Origin of the sequence: Pseudarthrobacter sp. NS4 (assembly GCF_024758005.1) — a bacterium.
Classification (GTDB): domain Bacteria; phylum Actinomycetota; class Actinomycetes; order Actinomycetales; family Micrococcaceae; genus Arthrobacter.
Window position 1 is genome coordinate 2506449 of record NZ_CP103288.1, and the last position, 16239, is coordinate 2522687.

The window sequence follows — 16239 nt, forward strand, 5'->3', positions numbered from 1 at the left end:
GTGCTGCGAACCTAGTCGCGGGTCAGGCGGCGGTGGGTTACCCGGTGCGGCTTGGCAGCATCAGGGCCCAGGCGCTCGATCTTGTTCTCCTCGTAGGATTCGAAGTTGCCCTCGAACCAGTACCACTTGGAGGGGTTCTCTTCGTCACCTTCGTAGGCCAGGATGTGGGTGGCTACCCGGTCCAGGAACCAGCGGTCGTGCGAGACCACCACGGCGCAGCCGGGGAATTCAAGGAGCGCGTTTTCCAGGCTGCTGAGGGTCTCGACGTCGAGGTCGTTGGTGGGCTCGTCAAGGAGCAGCAGGTTTCCGCCCTGTTTGAGGGTCAGGGCGAGGTTCAGGCGGTTGCGCTCACCACCGGAGAGCACACCGGCCTTCTTCTGCTGGTCCGGGCCCTTGAAGCCGAAGGCCGCAACATAGGCGCGGGACGGCATTTCAACGTGCCCCACCTGGATGAAGTCGAGCCCATCGGAGACGACTTCCCACAGGGTCTTGTTGGGGTCGATGCCGCCGCGGCTCTGGTCGGCGTAGGAGATCTTGACGGAGTCGCCGATTTTCAGGTCGCCGCCGTCCAGGGGCTCCAGGCCGACTATCGTCTTGAACAGCGTGGTCTTGCCGACGCCGTTGGGGCCGATGACGCCGACGATGCCGTTCCTGGGCAGGCTGAAGGAGAGCCCGTCGATCAGGGTCCGGTCTTCAAAGCCCTTTTGGAGGTTCTTCGCCTCCAGCACCAGGCCGCCCAGGCGGGGTCCCGGCGGGATCTGGATTTCTTCGAAGTCCAGCTTCCGGGTGCGGTCCGCTTCGGCGGCCATTTCCTCGTAGCGGGCCAGACGGGCCTTTGACTTCGTCTGGCGGCCCTTGGCGTTGGAGCGTACCCACTCGAGTTCCTCGGTGAGGCGCTTGGCCTGCTTGGCGTCCTTCTTGCCCTGGATCTCCAGGCGGGCGCGCTTCTTCTCCAGGTAAGTGGAGTAGTTGCCTTCGTAGGGGTACAGGTGGCCCCGGTCCACCTCGGCAATCCACTCGGCCACGTGGTCGAGGAAGTACCGGTCGTGGGTTACGGCCAGGACTGCGCCGGGGTAGTTGGACAGGTGCTGCTCAAGCCACAGCACGCTTTCCGCGTCAAGGTGGTTGGTGGGCTCGTCAAGGAGCAGCAGGTCCGGCTTCTGCAGGAGGAGCTTGCAGAGTGCGACACGGCGGCGTTCACCACCGGAAAGGTTGGTGACGTCCGCGTCGGCCGGCGGGCAGCGGAGGGCGTCCATGGCCTGTTCCAGCTGGGAGTCGAGGTCCCAGGCGTCGGCGGCGTCGATGGCTTCCTGGAGCTTGCCCATTTCCTCAAGGAGGGTGTCGTAGTCAGCGTCGGGGCTGGCCATTTCCTCGGAGATGTCGTTGAACCGCTGGATCTTGCCGTAGATCTCGCCGACGCCTTCCTGGACGTTGCCCAGGACGGTCTTCTCTTCGTTAAGCGGGGGCTCCTGCAGCAGAATCCCGACGCTGTATCCGGGGCTGAGCCGCGCCTCGCCGTTCGAGGGGGTGTCCAGTCCGGCCATGATCTTGAGGATGGTGGACTTACCGGCACCGTTCGGGCCCACAACACCAATCTTGGCACCGGGGAAGAAGGACATGCTTACGTCGTCAAGAATGAGTTTTTCGCCAACGGCTTTACGGGCCTTGGTCATTGTGTAGATAAATTCCGCCATGGTTCCAAATCTAGTGGGTTGGCGGGCATATCTCACATTTGCGGCGTACTCAGGACCCTACAAAGCACTTGCCGCTATCCAGCACTGGGAGGACCGTGACGGCCACGGCTCCTTCCCGGACCTGGCCGATGATGCAGTCCTTACCTTGCAGCACTGCCGCTTCGATGGCGTCTGCTTCAAGGCCTGTGGGGGTGCGGCTTTGCGAGACCTGCAGGACTGCAGGTGCAATCCCGGCGCCGGTCAGCGCATCGGTCACCTGGGCGGTGGCGGGCTTCGGAGCGGCCGCAGCCAGCTGGGTCAGTGCGGTTGTGACGGTCTGTTTGACCGTTTCAGTGGCAGCCGCGTCAGGGTTTGCGGACGGCGTGGCCGCAGTATTTGCCGGCTCTTCCCCGCTTCGGGCGCCGCTGTCCCGGGTGGGCGCCTGCGTTCCGGTTGGGGCTTCGGTTGCCTGGGTTTCAGTTGCCGGCGCCGGCGAAACAGTGGCGCCCGGGGTGCAGCCGGCCAGGACGGCAGCGAAGGCTGCACCTATGGTCAATCGAAGCAGTAAGGAGCGGCATTTCGTGGCTGCCGAAGAATCGTCCGATGAGGCACCGGCCCGATGATTCTGCCGATGGTCAGGGAGGTGCCTCATGCTGTCATTCTGCCATGGGTCCCGGCGACGGCTTTGCAGCCTGGACGGGCAGGTCGCGGCCGGGGGGGTGCCAGTGCCCTGCCCGCCCAGGAACTTGAGGGGGCGTTGAGAACAGCTCTTAGACTTCGGACTTGGCGAGTTCCCCTGTTTCCAGGTCCAGCACCACCAGGTCGCCATCGCTGTCCTCAATGAACACGGAACCATGTGCTTCATCGCCCTCGGGCCGTTCATCGTCATTGTCCTCCGGCTCGTCGAATGCCCTGTCCATGCCGGCCTGGGGCTCTCCTTCGGCAGGAGGATCCTGCTCGACGAGGGACAGGACCGGTTTGGAGGACGTGCGGATGAAGTTTGCCGAACCCCACATCAGGTCGTGCCCCACAGACTCGGCATCGATGACGGTGGAATAGTAGATCCGGCCTTCCTTTTCCCAGCTGCGGATCTTCAGCTTGCCCACCACAATGACGGGCTGGCCTTTCCGGATGCTGCAGCCCATGCTTCCCGCAAGCTGGCGGTAGCCCTGAACCGTGAACCAGTTTGTGTGGCCATCCACCCAGGTGCGGGACTCTTTGTCGAACCGGCGGGAGGTGGAACCCATGCGGAAGGAGGCTGTGGCCACTCCCCCTGGTGTGGTGGCGCTCTTGATCTCGGTTGCAACGAAGCCCCGGATCGTAATGGTGTCGCTCATCTTTACGTCCTGTCTCAGTAGTGATGCCCTAGCAGGCATGACCAGCATCGTCCGGCCGGACAGCAGTGAGGAGGGCAGGCCAGTGCTATGTGGACAACCTGCGGCCCCGGTCCCTTGTTGAGGAGAAGTCAGGCGTTGCCCGGCTGTGGCACCACAAGCAGTCCGGCAATGTAAACTTTTTGAGGCGTCGGGCTTCAGGCCCGGGTGCACCCGCCTCAGTAGCTCAGGGGATAGAGCAGCGGCCTTCTAATCCGCCGGTCGGGGGTTCGATTCCCTCCTGGGGCACCGGAAGAAAGGGCTCTGGCCTGCGGAAACGCAGTTCAGAGCCCTTTTTGCTTTGCCTTGCGGTGAGCTGATGCACGGCTTTCGCCCGGCAGCGGCCGTGTGAGCCGGCGCAACGCCTTCAGCCTCTGCGCGGAATGAGGCCATAACAAATGGCGGTGGCCCGTTCCGCCCCCAAAGAAGCGGAGCGGGCCACCTACCGCCGCCATAGATCCCGTGAGGGCCGTTACAGCACCGGTTCCCGGACGATACTCCCGGCACGTTAACAACCGACAAACGTCTTGCAACGACTCATCGTCGGCAGCGAATCCGCTTGCGGCCCTCAAGGGCTGCATGCATAACAGAGGGGATCCCTGTGCCAGTCGGTTGCTTCGTCAGTCAAGGCCTCGTGATCATCAGGAGCACGCTCTTCTGCGGCCTGATCGCTATGGACCTTCCTGGGAAATTTGCCATCAACGCCAGCAGGCACAGGCGGGTTCTTCTCATCATCGGTGGACATGGCCCGAGCATAAGCTGACGGCATTTGATGTCCTTTGTTGCTATGACTGCAACAGGTATGGCGCTTCGACAAGCGAGCGGACCACGCTGCCAGCCGCGCCCAGCAGCGCTCCGGCTTGCCCCACAGCCGAGAGGGACACCTGCTCCGGCGCGATTCTGCCCGGTGCGTACTTCTCAAGGCCCGCCAACAGGGGCACCCGGAGCCAGCGGTCAAGGACGGCGAAGTGGCCGCCGAGCACTACCGAGTTGATGTTCGACACCCTGGCGGCAGATGCAAGGGCAACACCGAGATACCGGCCGGCCCGGTCAACAGCGAGCAGTGCGCCAGGTTCCCCAGCTGCGAGGGAATGAACCAGCGCGGACATGTTGGCGGAGCGCGTCCCGCGGTCTGTTATCCCTGCGGCAGCAAATATGGCGTCCTGGCCGGCCAGGGTTTCCAGGCATCCGGTTCCACCGCAGGAACAGGGACTGCCGTCAGGGTCCACCACCACGTGTCCGACTTCCCCGGCGTGGCCTTCAGGGCCGGTGAACAGTTCGGCTCCGATGACCAGCCCACCGCCGACCCCCACCTCGCCGGAAACAAAGAGAAAGTCGGAGCCACCACTGGACCGGTGGCGCAGTTCGGCCAGGGCGGCGGCGTTGGCTTCATTGAAGAGGGAAACACCCAAGGCCGCGCCGGGCAGCAGTCCGGCCAGGTCAAGATCAACGTCCGTCCAGCCCAGGTTGGGGGCGGTGATGACCCGTGCCGCGGCAGCGTCCACGAGCCCGGGCACGGCCAAGCCGCCCCCAACGATCTGCACACCGCGCTCCCCCGCCGCACCGCTTACCTTGGCCGCCAACAGGGCAAGGGCCGCCATGACAGGGCCGCTGCTGCTGTCCCGGTTATCGCGCTCCAGGGTTTCCTGCAGCAGAAGGGCTCCCGACAGGTCGGTGACTCCGGCCGCAATGTAGTCGACGTTGATTTCCATGCCCATGACAGCGCGATGCGGGTTGAGTTCCAGCCCGACACCGGGCCTGCCACGCTCACCCTGCGGGTTCAGCCCTATCTCACGGACAACTCCGGCTTCCAGGAGTTCCAGTACCAGACTCGAGACGGATGCCTTGGTCAGGCCCGTGGCTGCGGCAACCTGCGCGCGGGTCAGGTGCCTGTCAGCAGGGGCCTTCGCGATCTTCCCCAGAACCAGTGCGAGGTTACTCCTTCGAACGTCGCCCATGCTGCCGGGCGCAGCGGTTTCGGTTGGGGCAGCAGCCGGCACCGGCATCACCATCGGGAGGCTCCTTGCTGAAAATATCGCCGGCAGCAGGCCGGAATTGTTGACCCCAGCCTACGTCCGCCCATATAGTTTAGGCAATAAACTAAAAGCCGCGCCACAGCGGCCCTGACTGCGAGGACGCATGATGACTCTCTCCCCCACCCCCGCTGATAAGTTCACTTTTGGCCTCTGGACCGTGGGCTGGACCGGTGCGGATCCCTTCGGCGTCGCTACCCGTGCAGCGCTTGATCCGGTGGAGGCGGTACATCGGCTGGCTGAGCTGGGCGCCTACGGCATTACCTTCCACGACAACGACCTGGTCCCCTTCGATGCCACTGCCTCGGAGCGCGACCTTATCCTGAAGAACTTCCGGGCGGCGCTGGCCGAGACGGGGCTGAAGGTACCAATGGTGACCACCAACCTGTTCAGCCACCCGGTATTCAAGGACGGCGGCTTCACCTCCAACGACCGCTCCGTCCGCCGCTTCGCCTTGAGCAAGGTGCTGCGGAACATCGATTCCGCAGCAGAGTTCGGCGCCGAAACCTTTGTGATGTGGGGCGGACGCGAAGGCAGTGAATACGACGGCTCCAAGGACCTGTCCGCCGCCCTGGACCGGATGAAGGAAGGCGTTGACACGGCCGCCGCCTACATCAAGGACAAGGGCTACAACCTGCGGATCGCACTCGAGCCCAAGCCGAACGAACCCCGCGGCGACATCTTCCTGCCCACCGTCGGGCACGGCCTGGCCTTCATCGCCCAGCTCGAACACGGCGACATCGTGGGCCTGAACCCCGAAACCGGCCACGAGCAGATGGCCGGGTTGAACTTCACCCACGGCATCGCCCAGGCCCTCTGGTCCGGCAAGCTCTTCCACATCGACCTCAACGGCCAGCGCGGCATCAAGTACGACCAGGACCTCGTCTTTGGCCACGGCGACCTCACCAGCGCCTTCTTCACCGTCGACCTGCTCGAAAACGGCTTCCCCAACGGCGGCCCCCGCTACGAGGGTCCCCGGCACTTTGACTACAAGCCCTCCCGCACCGACGGCTACGACGGCGTCTGGGAATCGGCCAAAGCCAACATGGCCATGTACATGCTGCTCAAGGAACGCGCCACCGCGTTCCGCGCCGACCCCCAGGTCCAGGAAGCCCTCGCCGCCTCCGGCGTCTTCGAACTCGGCGAACCCACGCTGGCTGCGGGCGAGAACGCCGCCGACCTGCTCGCCGACACCGCCGCATTCGATGACTTCGATGCCGACAAGGCCGCCGAACGCTCCTTCGCATTCGTCCGGCTCAACCAGCTCGCCATCGAACACCTCCTCAACGCCCGCTAGGCCATGGCTCTCGTAGCAGGCATCGACAGCTCCACCCAGTCCTGCAAAGTAGTCATCCGCGACGCGGACACAGGAGCACTCATCCGCCACGGCCGTGCCGCCCACCCCGCGGGCACCGAAATCCACCCCGACCACTGGTGGACCGCGCTGCAGGAAGCCATCACCCAGGCAGGAGGCCTGGACGACGTCGCCGCAATTTCCGTGGCCGGCCAGCAGCACGGCATGGTCTGCCTTGACCGGAACGGCAACATCATCAGGCCGGCGCTGCTCTGGAACGACACCCGGAGCGCCGGTGCCGCTGCGGACCTGATCAAGACCGCCGGTGCCGGCGACGCTGTAGCCGGGGCACGCTACTGGGCCGGTGCAACCGGCACCGTCCCGGTGGCCTCACTGACCATCACCAAGCTGCACTGGCTGGTCAGGGAGGAACCGGAGAACGCCGCACGCGTGGCTGCCGTCTGCCTCCCGCACGACTGGCTGACGTGGCGGCTGATGGGCTATGGCCCGGGAAGCGGCACCGCTGGGCTGAAGGCCCTGGTCACTGACCGCTCGGATGCCTCAGGCACCGGGTACTACTCGGCGGCGGGCGGACAGTACCTCCCCGAGGTACTCTCCGCCTCGCTCGGCCATGTGCCGTTGCTGCCAAGGGTGGTGGGTCCCCTTGAAGCGGCAGGGAGGACTCCGCAGGGCTGCCTGGTGGCGGCCGGCGCCGGGGACAACGCTGCCGCGGCGCTGGGGGCCGGCGCCGGGCTGGGCGACGTTATTATGTCGCTTGGCACGTCCGGCACGGTTTTTGCCGTCTCGGACACACCGGCCGCCGACGCCTCCGGGCTCGTTGCCGGCTTTGCTGATGCTGCCGGACACTATCTGCCCCTGGTCTGCACCCTGAACGCAACCCGCGTTTTCGATGCCACCTCGGCGCTGCTGGGGGTGGACCTGCAGGAGTTCAACGAGCTGGCCCGTTCCTCGGAGCCCGGCGCGGGCGGCCTGACCCTGGTGCCCTACTTCGACGGCGAGCGGACTCCGAACCTGCCCGACGCCACCGGCTCCCTGCACGGCATTACCCGGGCGAACTACACGCCTGCCAATTTGGCGCGGGCCGCCGTCGAGGGCGTCCTGTGTTCGCTGGCCGACGGCCTGGCGGCACTGCAGGATCAGGGCGTGGCGGCGGAGCGCATCGTCCTGGTGGGTGGCGGCGCCCAGTCGGCGGCGGTTCAGGAGGCCGCGGCACAACTGCTGGGTATCGATGTCACCGTGCCGCAGCCGGGCGAATACGTGGCCGACGGCGCCGCACGCCAGGCGGCAGCGGTCCTGACCGGCCGCTTCCCCGGCTGGGCGATGGACGCCGTCGAACTTCCCGCACAGGCGTCCGACGGCGGGGTGCTGGCCCGGTACCGGCGCTCGGCCGCCCTGCACGGCTAGTCAGGCGAAAAAACAGGACCCGGACCGCATGCGGTCCGGGTCCTGTCATGTGGGGCGCAGGCTCCTGCCGTGACGTAGCAGGAGCCCGCGGTCTGCACCAGGTCAGGCGTACGGGAGGACAAGCTCCGCGTAGCGCTCCTTCACCGTGGCCAGGACGGTGTTGCCGTCCGTGTCCCAGATTCCCTGGTTGAAAATTTCCACTTCGATGTCACCGGTGTAGCCGGCGTCGCGCACCCAGGTGCCGATGGTGGCGAAGTCCACCACGCCATCGCCCATGTAGCCGCGTGAGAGCAGCGGATCAGCGGCGATGGGCATGTTGAAGTCGCAGACCTGGTACGAGGCGATCCGGTTTTCCCGGCCGGCGCGTTCGATCTGGGACTTCAGTTCCGGGTCCCACCAGACGTGGAAGGTATCGACGGCGACGCCCACAGTCGATGCATCGAACGGTGCCGCAAGGTCCAGCGCCTGCCCCAGGGTGGAGATCAGGGCGCGGTCCGCGGCGTACATCGGGTGCAGCGGCTCCAGCACCAGGCGGACGCCGTTTTCCTGCGCGAAGGGAACGAGGTCGGCGAGGCGGTCGGCAACGCGCTGGCGGGCCGCGACCACGTCCTTCTCCCCCAGCGCCAGCCCGCCCACGACAAGGAACAGGTCCCTGGTGTCCAGGGCAACGGCCTCCAGGATGGCTGCCCGGTTGTCCGCGAGCGCCGCGGCCTGGCCCCCGGCGTCGGCTGCCGTGAGGAAGCCGCCGCGGCAAAGGGACGACACACGGAGGCCGGCGTCCTTGATCAGGCGTGCCGCCTTATCCAGTCCGGCTTCCTCCACGCGGTCCCGCCAGGGGCCGATGGCGGGAATGCCTGCGTTGACGCAGCCCTCGACAACCTGCGCGAGCGTCCACTTCTTGGTGGTGGCGCTGTTGATCGAGAGGCGGGAGAAGTCGCTCATACTCCCACCCCATTGATGCGCAGGTAGTCGGACATCCGGAATGCAGCCAGTGCCGGGTCCTTCAGCAGGCCGGCCTGGTCGGCCAGTTCGAAGGTTTTGGCAAGGTGGCATACCGAGCGTCCCGAGTGCAGGCCGCCCACCATCTGGAAGCCGGGCTGCTTGCCGTTGAGCCAGGACATAAACGCGATGCCCGTTTTGTAGTAGAACGTGGGGGCGCTGAAGATGTGCTTGCCCAGTTCGCGGGTGGAGTCCAGGATTTCCCGTGCCTTTGCGGCGTTGCCGGCGTCGTAGTTCTGCAGGGCCACCGAGGCGGCCGGGTAGATCGCCGCGAAAATCCCCAGCAGGGCGTCGGAGTGGTGGCTGCCGTCGCCGTCAATAAGCTCCGGGTAGTTGAAGTCATCGCCGGTGTAGAGCCGCACGCCTTCAGGCAGCGCCGCACGCAGGGCCACCTCGTGGCTGGCATCGAGCAGCGAGACCTTGACGCCGTCGACCTTGTCCGCGTTGTCCTTGATGAGGTTCAGGAACGTCTCGGTGGCGGCCGCGACGTCATCGGAACCCCAGTAGCCTGCGAGGGCGGGATCGAACATAGTGCCCAGCCAGTGCAGGATGACCGGCTGGTCCACTTCCTGCAGCAGGGTGGAGTACACGTTCAGGTAGTCCTCGGGGCCACTGGCAACTTTGGCCAGGGCACGTGATGCCATGAGGATGACTTTGGGTCCGGCTTCGGTGATGACGGCGATCTGCTCGCGGTAGGCCTCAAGGACAGCCTTGATGCCCGCCTCGCCGACGGGCAGGGAGTCGATGTCCAGCTGGTCCGTGCCTGCGCCGCAGGACACGAGGTCACGCACGGATTTTCCGGCCGTGGCCGCGTTTCCGGCGGAAACCACCGAGGCTGCTTCGACACCGGTCCGCTTGATGAGCTGCTGGGTTGCTGCCCAGTCAAGGCCCATGCCGCGCTGTGCGGTGTCCATTGCATCGGCAACGCCGAGGCCGTAGGACCACAGCTCGTGGCGGTAGGCCATGGTGGCGTCCCAGTCGAGCCTTGCAGGCGCCCCGGGGGTGTTGTCAGCCAGGACTTCGGGGATGACATGTGCCGCGGCGTAGGCGCGCCGGGCGGTCAGCGGGGCGGTGGGGCGCGCCCAGGTGGTGCCGCCCTGCAGGCGGTACTCCCTGGTTCCGCCGTCGTGGGAAGGAAGGATAAGAGAGGTCATTAGAGGGTGATCTCCGGGATGTCGATGGTGCGGCGTTCGTCGTTGGACTGCAGGCCGAGTTCGGCAAGCTGGACGCCACGGGCGGCTGACAGCAGGCCAAAGCGGTGTTCCCGGCCGGCGACGACGTCGCGGAGGAATTCTTCCCACTGCAGCTTGAAGCCGTTGTCCAGTTCCGCGTTGGCGGGAACTTCCTGCCACTGGTCACGGAAGGATTCGGTAACGGGAAGGTCCGGGTTCCAGACGGGCTTGGGGGTGTGGGCGCGCTGCTGCGCAACGCACTTGTTCAGGCCGGCGACGGCGGAGCCGTGGGTACCGTCCACCTGGAACTCAACCAGTTCGTCACGGTATACGCGGACGGCCCAGGAGGAGTTGATCTGGCCAATGACTTCGTCCCCGCCGGGTGTCTCGAGCTCGAAGATGCCGTAGGAGGCGTCATCAGCGGTGGCCTTGTATTCCTTGCCGGCCTCGTCCCAACGGGCGGGGATGTGGGTGGCGGTCTTGGCGTTGACGCTCTTGACCTTGCCGATGATGCCTTCAAGGACGTAGTTCCAGTGGCAGAACATGTCCGTGGTCATTCCGCCGCCGTCTTCCTTGCGGTAGTTCCAGGACGGGCGCTGCGCGGCCTGGATGTCGCCTTCGAAGACCCAGTAGCCGAACTCGCCGCGGATGGAGAGGATGCGGCCAAAGAAGCCTTCGTCCACCAGGCGGCGCAGCTTGACGAGGCCGGGGAGGTACAGCTTGTCGTGGACAACGCCTGCGGTGACGCCGGCTTCCTTGCCGATGCTGGCCAGTTCGATGGCCTCCTCGAGCGTTTCCGCAGTGGGCTTCTCAGTGAAGATGTGCTTGCCTGCCTGCATTGCCTTCTTCAGGGTGGCCGCGCGGAGGCTGGTCATGGAAGCATCGAAAATGACATCCACGGTGGGGTCGTTGATGACCGAGTCCAGGTCCGTGGTCCATTCCGCAACCTTGTGCTTTTCGGCGAGCTCCCGGATCTTGGCCTCGTTGCGTCCCACCAGGATGGGCTCCACCTGGACGCGGGTGCCGTCCTCCAACGTGAAGCCGCCGGCATCGCGGATGGGGAGGATGGACCGCAGCAGGTGCTGGCGGTAGCCCATCCGGCCGGTGATGCCGTTCATGGCGATGCGGATTGTTTTCGTTTCGAAGCCCATGTGTCCTCCACGGTGAGTGAGCAGTATTACTCAAGCTGACTGGGAAAGCGCATTCCCACTCCTTCAATAATGCACCTCCCGCGCTTACTTGGCAAGCGCTTTCCGAAAGGAACTTTCAACTGCCATAATGTGATGACCGCTTTATTGGCCTTCGACGCCCAGGAGATGCTGTGGCTGCAAGTACCCTTACCGAGGTTGCCCGGCTGGCCGGGGTATCTCCCGCCACGGCCTCCCGCGTGCTAAATGGCTCCGCGCGCAAGCCCGGAAAGGACATCGCAGAGCGGGTCCGGCAGGCGGCCGATTCACTGGGCTACATTCCCAATGCCCAGGCCCAGGGGCTGGCAAAGTCCAGTTCCGGGCTGATCGGCCTGATTGTCCACGACATCGCAGACCCCTACTTCTCCGCCATCGCCCGCGGAGTCCAGGAAGCAGCAAGGGAGCAGCGCAAGATGGTCCTGCTGGCCACGACGGGAGGCTCCCCCGCAGACGAGAAGGAGGCGGTGGCAGCGTTTGCTGCCCGCCGCGCCGACTCGATCGTCATTGCCGGTTCCCGTTCAGCCAGGACTGAGGACCAGGAGGGAAATGCGGAACTGGCGGCGGAACTGGACCGGTACTGCCGCAACGGCGGGCAGGTTGCCGTAGTGGGACACCCCGTAGTGGGTGCTTCGGCTCCCGAGGGTTACCACGTGGTGGCCGTCCCCAACCAGGAACTTGCCGATGCCCTGGCAACCCAACTCGCCGGCGGCTGGGATGGCGAATTCGTGATCATCGGTGGCCCGGAAGGGCTCTTTACGTCCGATGACCGGATCCGCGGTTTCCAGGAGGGGCTGGCCCGTGCCGCACGCCCGCCTGCGGAGATCCTCCGCAGCTCCTTCAACCGCTCCGGCGGATACGAGGCGGGCCTGAAGCTGGCAGCCCGGATCAAGGCTGCAAGGGATGCAAACGGGGAACCGAACGGCCTCCGGCTGTGCATCTTCGCCGTCAATGATGTGATGGCCATCGGGGCCGCCGCGGCATTGCGTGCGGAGGGGCTGCGGATCCCCCGGGATGCAACGATTGCGGGTTTTGACGATATCGAGACACTGCGTGACTTCCGCCCCGCACTCTCCACGGTGCGCCTGCCGTTGGAGGACATCGGCCGGCTCGCTACACGGGCCACGGTGCCCGCTGCGGACGACAACGAGGACGCCGATGGCGGCCAGCCGCAGCCGATAACCGGTGAGGTCGCGCTGCGCCGCAGCACCCAGGTGGTGGTCTGATGCCTGCCATCAACCTGACAACTGTGCCCGCGCGTTCCGGATCCCCCGACTCCCGACCGGCAGTGCTGGTCCTGCCGGGAGGTGGCTACGCCAGGCAGGCAGACCACGAAGCTGAGCCGGTAGCGGAGTGGCTTGCCGCGGAGGGCATCCACGCCTTCGTGCTCAGGTACCGCGTTGCCCCGGACCGGCACCCGGCGCCGTTGGAGGACGCCAAGGAAGCCATGCTGTACATCCGCAGCGGTGAACACGGCCTCGCCGTTGACCCCGACCGCGTCGGCGTGCTGGGATTTTCCGCCGGCGGACACCTCGCGGCAACCCTCTCCACGGCCGCCGCGACCGGCAGCACGCGCCTGGACGTCCGCGAAGCCGTCCCGGATCTCACCGTGCTCTGCTACCCGGTGGTGTCCTGCACAGAGGCAGTGCACCAGGGTTCGGTTGACAACCTCCTCGGCGACGCGCCGTCGTCGGACCTCCTGGCCGCACTGTCAGCGGACCGGCAGGTCAGCTCCGACACGCCCCCGGCGTTTCTGTGGCACACTGCGGACGACGCCGCCGTCCCGGTCAGCCACAGCCTGCGTTACGCCGGTGCCCTGCTGGAAGCCGGGGTGCCGGCTGAGCTGCATGTTTTCCCGCATGGCCGCCACGGGCTGGGCCTGGCCGGCGGGGAGCCCGGGGCTGAACAGTGGCCTGCCCTCTGCGCCGATTGGCTCGGGCGTGCGGGCTGGACATTCCCATCCGGTCCGGTTCCCCTGGCCGGTGCGGCGGCCGTCAGCGCCGGCTAGAACCCACACAGGGGCACGGGCGTGGTTTCATACGGACTGCCCACGGGGCCGGTCTAAGCAGGCTGGCCCAGCGCCCGGATGGTCCAGGAGGCTGTATGTGATTCGCCCGGCTGAAGGTGGATCAGGTCCTTGCCTGAATTGAAGGCATCCGGCGGACAGGTCATCGGCTCGACGGCCAGTCCCAGACGGTCCGGACCGATGGGTTTGTCTGCTGTGTGGATCTGGACCCAGGGCCACTCTGCGCCCCATTCCAGTTCAACCCCCGTTCCGGCCGGGTCCTTCACCCGGACCCGGGCCAACCCGTCAGGGTCCCTCGAGATGCGGGTGAATGCATGGTCGACTTTCAGCGGCCCCACACGGCGCGGGCTGCGGAAATCGAAGGCGTGGCCCTCAACACTGCGCATACCTACCGGAAGCAACCGGTCCGGTGTCACCTCAAGGAACTCCCCTGCCGGAACCTCAACGGACCAGTCGTCCAGCGGTGACGGGCCGGCCACCAGGTAGGGATGGGGGCACACGCCGTAAGGGGCCACGTTGCCGCCGGTGTTAATGGCGCGCACCGTGCTGTGCAGGCCATCGGACGACAGGGAGTAGCTGACCGTAAGCTCCAAGTCCCCGGGGTATGCCTCGCCCGCCTCGACGCGGCAGCCCAGCACCACAGTGTTGCCCGTTTCCTGCCGCACCTCCCAGGTTTTCCCGGTTGCAAGGCCATGGAGTGCCGAGCCACGTTCCGGCTCGTTGAGGGGTGCGGCATGGGAATTGCCCGCATAGGTATAAGTTCCGTCCGCAAGCCGGTTGGGCCACGGAGCGCAGATCACGCCGCGGTAATCGGGGATCCTGCCGTCCGCGCCAAAGGGGACCACGAGATCGCGGCCGTTGTAGCGCAGTTCCCGAAGTGCTCCGCCGCGTGGCGTCACCACGGCAGAGTAGGGACCATAGGTGATGCTGGGTTCCGTGGCTGTCATGGGTGCTCCGCGTGTTGATGTTGTTTTTACTGGATCTTTGTTAGCGCTAACCACCCTACCGGAATACGGCAAGAGGAGCGCCACCTGATGAAGCGGGGTACAGCTGCCGTACAACCCATGCCGCCGCTGGCCAGAGTTGCCCCATGCATCCTGCCCCGGTCAACGATGAGATAGTCAGGGCCGACGGCGTGGCCGGCCGCATCTGCGGCCTGCTGCAGGCCATCGCCAGCACATGACGGCGGTGCTCCTTAATTGGAGCACGGATGCCGACCTCTGGGTCAGGCGGGCGTCCATTACCGTCCAGCTGAAGGCGAAAAAGGCTACCGACACCGCCCTCCTGGGCCGGGTGATCGAGGCGAACCCGGCAGACCCGGAATTCTCCATCCGGAAGGCGATCGGCTGGGCCCTGCGGGAGTATGCCAAGACCGACCCGCACTGGGTGGTCGCATTCGTGGCGCAGCATGCGACCGCCATCAGCCCTCTCTCCCGCAGGAGGCACTGCGGCGGGTTTCGCCCGGCAGGTCCGGACAGCTAAATGACCGGACGTTCGACGACGGTTTCGTCGGTCTTTCGGAACAGGCTCCGGGTCTGGGGGTCCCAGAAAATCAGGTACAGGCCGAACAGCAGGCCGGTGACCGCCGCCGCAACCCTGGCCATTGCCAGCGCGAAGCCAAGGTCATCCGTCAGGAGGTAGGGAAAGACCTCCAGCTGGTCCGAAATGGCATAGATCATGAAGAAGGAAACCACGAAGTAGAGCGCCTTCACCTGCCAGTCGTTCCGGATGCCGGTGACGGCGAAAAGCGGAATGAGCCACACCACGTACCACGACTGGATGATGGGAGCCAGCAGGACCACGGCCGCGAGCCCCAGCGACAGGCGCCGCATCAGCCGGTCATAATCACCCCGGAAAATCTGCCACGCGACGACCCCCAGCGCCAGCAGTTTTCCGGCGTCGAACACCCAGCCGGCGAGGACTGATCCTTCCAGCCCGAACGCGTTGGCCAGCGACGCAACCACCATGCCTATCAGGCCCACGGGCGCGTACCAGATGGAGATGCTGCCCGGGGCAGAGAGCCCGTTGATCCAGCCAAAGCCGAAGCCATTCACCAGGCTCATCAGGATGAGGATGCCCAGGCTCAGCCCTCCTGTCATGGCCCAGAATGCAAACTTCCGTGCCCAGCCCGCGTCCCTGCCCGCCCATAGCAGCCCGATGAACGGAAGGAAGAGAATCGTAATGGGTTTCACCGCGATGGAAAGCGTCACCAGGACCACGCCGCGGACCACCCGCCGGGTGGCAGAGTAATACAACCCGGCCAGCGCCAGCCCGATCATCAGCGCATCGTTGTGGACACTGGCGATGAAGTTTGTCAGGAACAGCGGGTTCGCCGCCGTGAGCCAGAGGGCCCGGTGCGGGTTGACGCCGTGCAGTTCCGCAAGCTTGGGCACATAGATCACACACAGGAGAATGCCGGCCAGAGCCACAAGCCGGAACAGCATCACGCTGGCCTCCGGCTGGACGTCGGTGACCCACACCACGAACTGCTCAATCCACAGGAAGAGCTGCCCGTACGGAACAGGCGCCTCGGTCCACATTTTGTCCGCGCCGAGCTGGAAGTAGTTGGACAGTGCGGAGATGCCATTCTCGTAAGGATTGAAGCCTTCCACCATGAGGCGGCCCTGGCCTATGTACGCGTAAACATCACGGCTGAACAGCGGAACGCTGAACATCATCGGCAGGCCCCAGGACACCACAGCCATCAGGGTGACATTGCGCGCCTGGTCGCCCCAAACCCGCACTTTTTGGCCCAGGCGAAGCCAGGCACGGACCAGGAGCATGCCGCCCACTGCCAGGAGGACGATGGACAGGGCAACACCGATGGCTTCGGTGCGCATCCAGATGAACAGGGGCATCCGGCGCAGTTCCGAGACGGGAGCAAGCCAGCCCACGCCCAGCGAACCGATGAGCATAAACATGGAGCCCACAAAGCCGGCAATAAGCGGCGAGCGGGGATCGTCCACCTGGGCACCGCCTGCTGCGGCAGTGGCGGCGTCCGCCATCTCCCGAGTCGCGGGCAAAGGCGCCGTCATGTCAGGATCGTCCAATCTTTTGCGT

General features: G+C 65.5%; 14 protein-coding genes and 1 tRNA gene. 6 read left to right on the forward strand and 9 right to left on the reverse strand.

Annotated elements, in window-relative coordinates:
* Positions 1-11: 11 nt before the first annotated feature.
* From ettA to NXY83_RS11835, 3 genes are all read right to left on the reverse strand, one after another.
* The gene (gene ettA, locus NXY83_RS11825; protein ID WP_258802431.1) at positions 12-1694 is read right to left on the reverse strand and encodes an energy-dependent translational throttle protein EttA; all 1683 of its coding nucleotides are present in this window, start codon (positions 1692-1694) and stop codon (positions 12-14) included.
* A gap of 49 nt (positions 1695-1743) precedes the next feature.
* Entirely contained in the window at positions 1744-2229 is a 486-nt protein-coding gene (locus NXY83_RS11830) for a DUF6993 domain-containing protein (protein WP_258802432.1), read from the reverse strand.
* A gap of 214 nt (positions 2230-2443) precedes the next feature.
* Positions 2444-3010 carry a single-stranded DNA-binding protein gene (locus NXY83_RS11835; protein WP_258802433.1) on the reverse strand — a complete coding sequence of 189 codons (567 nt, stop codon included), beginning with the start codon at positions 3008-3010 and terminating at the stop codon, positions 2444-2446.
* A 212-nt stretch (positions 3011-3222) separates the two neighbouring features.
* Between NXY83_RS11835 and NXY83_RS11840 the strand changes: the two genes are divergently transcribed.
* A tRNA-Arg gene (locus NXY83_RS11840) sits at positions 3223-3295 on the forward strand.
* Between the two features lie 536 nt (positions 3296-3831).
* Here the strand turns inward: NXY83_RS11840 and NXY83_RS11845 are convergent.
* The gene (locus NXY83_RS11845; RefSeq protein ID WP_258802434.1) at positions 3832-5058 is read right to left on the reverse strand and encodes an ROK family protein; all 1227 of its coding nucleotides are present in this window, start codon (positions 5056-5058) and stop codon (positions 3832-3834) included.
* Between the two features lie 130 nt (positions 5059-5188).
* Between NXY83_RS11845 and xylA the strand changes: the two genes are divergently transcribed.
* On the forward strand, positions 5189-6376 hold the full coding sequence (gene xylA, locus NXY83_RS11850; RefSeq protein ID WP_258806192.1) for a xylose isomerase: 1188 nt from the start codon (positions 5189-5191) through the stop codon (positions 6374-6376).
* A gap of 3 nt (positions 6377-6379) precedes the next feature.
* Positions 6380-7798, forward strand: a complete 1419-nt coding sequence (xylB, locus tag NXY83_RS11855) for a xylulokinase (RefSeq protein ID WP_258802435.1) — start codon at positions 6380-6382, stop codon at positions 7796-7798.
* Between the two features lie 102 nt (positions 7799-7900).
* Here the strand turns inward: xylB and NXY83_RS11860 are convergent, their stop codons facing one another.
* From NXY83_RS11860 to NXY83_RS11870, 3 genes are read right to left on the reverse strand one after another with little or no spacing between them, the layout of a single operon-like run.
* Positions 7901-8740 carry a sugar phosphate isomerase/epimerase family protein gene (locus NXY83_RS11860; RefSeq protein WP_258802436.1) on the reverse strand — a complete coding sequence of 280 codons (840 nt, stop codon included), beginning with the start codon at positions 8738-8740 and terminating at the stop codon, positions 7901-7903.
* Positions 8737-9951, reverse strand: a complete 1215-nt coding sequence (locus tag NXY83_RS11865; protein WP_258802437.1) for a dihydrodipicolinate synthase family protein — start codon at positions 9949-9951, stop codon at positions 8737-8739. Before NXY83_RS11865 ends, NXY83_RS11860 begins: the two co-directional genes overlap by 4 nt.
* A complete protein-coding gene (locus NXY83_RS11870) occupies positions 9951-11120 on the reverse strand; it encodes a Gfo/Idh/MocA family protein (protein ID WP_258802438.1) in 1170 nt (389 codons plus the stop codon). The genes NXY83_RS11865 and NXY83_RS11870 overlap by 1 nt, the downstream gene beginning before the upstream one ends.
* A 170-nt stretch (positions 11121-11290) precedes the next feature.
* On the opposite strand from NXY83_RS11870, the gene NXY83_RS11875 reads away from it, so the two are divergent.
* The gene (locus NXY83_RS11875) at positions 11291-12379 is read left to right on the forward strand and encodes a LacI family DNA-binding transcriptional regulator (protein WP_258802439.1); all 1089 of its coding nucleotides are present in this window, start codon (positions 11291-11293) and stop codon (positions 12377-12379) included.
* Positions 12379-13161, forward strand: a complete 783-nt coding sequence (locus tag NXY83_RS11880) for an alpha/beta hydrolase (RefSeq protein WP_258802440.1) — start codon at positions 12379-12381, stop codon at positions 13159-13161. The genes NXY83_RS11875 and NXY83_RS11880 overlap by 1 nt, the downstream gene beginning before the upstream one ends.
* A 53-nt stretch (positions 13162-13214) precedes the next feature.
* Here NXY83_RS11880 and NXY83_RS11885 read toward each other — a convergent pair whose 3' ends face one another.
* Entirely contained in the window at positions 13215-14126 is a 912-nt protein-coding gene (locus tag NXY83_RS11885; protein ID WP_258802441.1) for an aldose 1-epimerase family protein, read from the reverse strand.
* Positions 14127-14358: 232 nt separating this feature from the next.
* On the opposite strand from NXY83_RS11885, the gene NXY83_RS11890 reads away from it, so the two are divergent.
* The gene (locus NXY83_RS11890; RefSeq protein WP_309484072.1) at positions 14359-14661 is read left to right on the forward strand and encodes a DNA alkylation repair protein; all 303 of its coding nucleotides are present in this window, start codon (positions 14359-14361) and stop codon (positions 14659-14661) included.
* On the opposite strand, the gene mptB is transcribed toward NXY83_RS11890, so the two are convergent.
* Entirely contained in the window at positions 14658-16214 is a 1557-nt protein-coding gene (gene mptB, locus NXY83_RS11895) for a polyprenol phosphomannose-dependent alpha 1,6 mannosyltransferase MptB (RefSeq protein ID WP_258802442.1), read from the reverse strand. The two genes, NXY83_RS11890 and mptB, sit on opposite strands and share 4 nt — an antisense overlap.
* Positions 16215-16239 lie beyond the last annotated feature (25 nt).